General features: G+C 71.5%; 3 protein-coding genes. 2 read left to right on the forward strand and 1 reads right to left on the reverse strand.

Going from position 1 to position 3,465, the window contains the following annotated elements; translation table 11 throughout:
• Both D7V93_RS40400 and D7V93_RS40405 read left to right on the forward strand, forming a co-directional pair.
• Positions 1-284: sensor histidine kinase (locus D7V93_RS40400; protein WP_147451602.1), on the forward strand; the 284-nt coding region annotated here is incomplete at its 5' end.
• Complete coding sequence (locus D7V93_RS40405) at positions 262-1,653, forward strand: sigma-54-dependent transcriptional regulator (RefSeq protein ID WP_120648340.1); 1,392 nt, start codon at positions 262-264, stop codon at positions 1,651-1,653. The genes D7V93_RS40400 and D7V93_RS40405, both read left to right, overlap by 23 nt.
• Before the next feature lie 2 nt (positions 1,654-1,655).
• Here the strand turns inward: D7V93_RS40405 and D7V93_RS40410 are convergent.
• On the reverse strand, positions 1,656-3,465 hold a 1,810-nt coding region (locus tag D7V93_RS40410; RefSeq protein WP_244237803.1), incomplete at its 5' end, for an SLC13 family permease.

Genomic DNA, 3,465 nt, shown 5'->3' on the forward strand with positions numbered 1-3,465 from the left:
GGCCGGAGGAGGGGGCCTGGGGGCTCGTCGCCCTCACCGTGCGCGATGACGGGTGCGGGATTCCGAAGGAGCGTCTCAACCAGGTGTTCGACCCCTTCTTCACCACGAAGAAGCGCGGACAGGGCACGGGACTGGGGCTGACGATGGTGGCCCACGTGGTGCGCAACCACGGCGGCCGGGTGGAACTGGAGAGCACGCCGGGGCAGGGCACGCGCGTCACCGTGCTGTGGCCTGTCGCCCGTACCGTGCCAGAGGAACGCAATGCCGAGCGACAAGCCGTCTGACGCACGCACCGAGGCCCGTATCGACGCACGGGTGCTGGTCGTCGATGACCACGTGGAGATGGGGCGCATGCTCCAGGAGCCGCTGGCCGACGCGGGCTGGACGGTGGACCTGGCCACGGGCGGCCAGGAGGCGGTGACGCTGTTGCGCTCGCGCGTGTACGACGCGGTGCTGAGCGACCTGCGCATGGAGCAGGTGGACGGGCTGGACGTGCTGGACGCGGCGCGCGCGGTGGACCCGGAGCTGCCGGTGCTGCTGATGACGGCCTTCGGCGGCGTGGAGAGCGCGGTGGAGGCGATGCGCCGGGGCGCGTACCACTACTTCACCAAGCCCTTCCGCCTGGACGAGGTGCGCCTGTACCTGGGCCGCGCCCTGGAGGACCGCCGGCTGCGCGCGGAGCACCGGGCGCTGAAGCAGGCCTCGCAGGAGCGCTCCGGCCTGGGCTCGATGGTGGGACGCAGCGCCCCCATGCGAGGCCTGTACGAGCTCGTCGACCGGGTGGCGCACGCGGCGGCCCCGGTGCTGCTCCGGGGCGAGAGCGGCAGCGGCAAGGAGCTGGTGGCCCGCGCGCTGCACTTCGAGGGCCCGCGCGCGCCCGGTCCCTTCGTGGCCGTCAACTGCACCGCGCTGCCGGGGCCGCTCTTGGAGAGCGAGCTGTTCGGCCACGTGAAGGGGGCCTTCACCGGGGCCACGTCGGTGCGGCGAGGCCTGTTCGTGGAGGCGCACGGCGGCACGCTGTTCCTCGACGAGATTGGCGACATGCCCACGGAGCTCCAGGCGCGGCTCTTGCGCATCCTGGAGGACGGCGAGGTGCGCGCGGTGGGCTCGGATGCGCACCGCACGGTGGACGTGCGCGTGGTGGCCGCCACGCACCAGGACCTGGAAGCGCGCGTGCGCGAGGGGCGCTTCCGCGCGGACCTCTTCTACCGGCTCAACGTCGTCACGCTGCGAGTGCCTTCGTTGAAGGAGCGCCGGGAGGACATTCCCCAACTGGTGGAGCACTTCACCGCGCGCTCCCGGGCGCGCAACCCGCGCTCCCGCGTGACGGCGCTGTCCCCGGAGGTGGTGGCCGCGCTGGGCGCGATGCCGTGGCCGGGCAACGTGCGCGAGCTGGAGAACCTGGTGGAGCGACTGGTGGTGCTCGTGCCCCGGGAGACAGTGGAGCTGGAGGACCTGCGGCCGCACGCGCCGGTGCCGGAGCCGGAGCCGCATCCGCTCGCCCTGGCGCAGGAAGGGGTGTGGCCCCTGCGCCGGCTGGAGGGCGAGTACATCCACTGGATGGTGCAGCACTGCGGCGGCAACAAGACGCGCGCCGCGGAGCTGCTGGGCATCGACGTCTCCACCATCCACCGCCGCGAGCGGGAGCGGTAGCCTCAGCTCCGCGTGAAGGGCCACACGAGCGGCACCGCGAACGTCAGCAGCACGAGCATCAGCACGGTGAGCGGTGTCCCCACCCGGAGAAAGTCGACGAAGCGGTAGCGCCCGGGCCCGTACACGAGCGCGGCGGACGGCTCCAGGGGCGTGAGGAACGAGCACGACGCGGCCAGGCAGATCCCCAGGGCGAACGCTCGCGGGTCGAGCCCCATGTCCATCGCGACATGGATCCCCACGGGAAGCATGATCAACGCCGCGGCCTGGTTGCTCATGGGGACGGAGAGCACGATGGTGGCGATCATGATCACGCAGAGCACCCCGCGCGGCCCCACGACGCCCGCCAGCGGGAGCACGGCCTGCGCCAGCACCTCCCCCGCGCCGCTCTTCTCCACCGCCTGCCCCAGGGCCAGCAGCGCGCCAATCAGGATGACGACCCGCCAGTCCACCCGGAAGGCCGTGCGGGTGTCGACGCAGCCTGTCGCGATCATCGCCAACATCCCGGCCAGCCCCGCGATGGCGGGCGAGGTGAGGCGCAGGCCCGCGACGGCGACCGTGGCGGCGAAGATGATCACGGCGAGCAGGGCGCGCCGGTAGCGCGGCCGCTGGTATTCGACGCTGCCGAGCACGGTCAGCTCCTCGTCCCGCGCGAGCTCACGGACACGGCGCTCCGATCCTCCCACGAGCAGCAGGTCGCCCACCGACAGGGAGATGTTCTTCAGGGCGTCCCCGCTGGCGAGGCTCCCCAGCAGGTTCAGGTGCTGATGGGAGCCTTGCAGCGTGGGATGGCGGTGGATGGCCATCGCCACGAGCCCGTAGCGCTCCGCGAAGCGGATGTCCCTGAGGGACCTGCCGGCCAGGGCCGACGTTGGCGGCACCGACACCTCCGTGAGCGTATGGGAGTGGCGGTGGTCCTCGGGAATCCGGAGGTCGGCGCTGAGGCCGATGCTGCGCAGGTCCTTCACCCGCAGGATGTCGCCCACGCTGCCCGCGATGATGAGGTGCTCCTGGGCCTCCAACCGCCCCCGGGGATCGGGAGGCCGCATGGCCCCCTCGCGCACGACGCCCCGCACCGGGACTCCCAGCCCTTCGGTGACGTAGCGGAGCTCCTTCCCGATGAGATGGGAGCCGGGCGTGAGCACCGCCTCCGTCACGTACTCCCGCTGGGGCAAGGCTCCCGCGCCCTGCTCGCCTTCACGCGCGGGCAGGAGCCACCGCATGAGGACCAGCGTCACGCTGATCCCGATGATCGCGAGGGGAAGCCCCACGGGGGTGAGCTCGGTGAAGCCGATGCGTCCGAGGCCTGATTGCTCCATCGCCGAGCTGACGACGAGGTTGGTGGACGTGCCGAACAGGAAGATGGTTCCCCCCAGCATCGAGGTGAACGCCAGGGGCATCAGCAGCCTGCGCGGAGACACCTTCGTCTGCGCGGACGCGGCCGTCGCGACGGGGAGGAACGCCGCCGTCACCGCCGTGTTCGAGGCCACGGAGGAGAAGATGCAGACGGCCACCAGCAGCATGACGATGAAGGCCTGCGGGCTGAACCGCGCGATGAACAGCAGCCGCCGGCCCACGAGCTGCATCACCCCCGTGGCGCTGAGCCCCTGCGTCAACGCCAGGAGCGTGAAGATGAAGATGGCTGTCTCGCTGGAGAACCCGGAGAGGGCCTCCCGGGGCGTCAGGAGCCCGCTCAGCACCAGCAGCACGACGATGGCGAGGGAGCTCACCTCGGTCGGGATGCGGTCGATGGAGAGCAGGATGATGGCCACCACCACCACGCCCAGCGCGAGTGTCACCACCATGGCTGGAAGG

Origin of the sequence: Corallococcus llansteffanensis (genome assembly GCF_003612055.1) — a bacterium.
GTDB lineage: Bacteria > Myxococcota > Myxococcia > Myxococcales > Myxococcaceae > Corallococcus > Corallococcus llansteffanensis.

Excerpts from the sequence above, each read along its gene's own strand:
- D7V93_RS40405 (WP_120648340.1), top strand. The coding sequence starts at position 262 with ATGCCGAGCGACAAGCCGTCTGACGCACGCACCGAGGCCCGTATCGAC.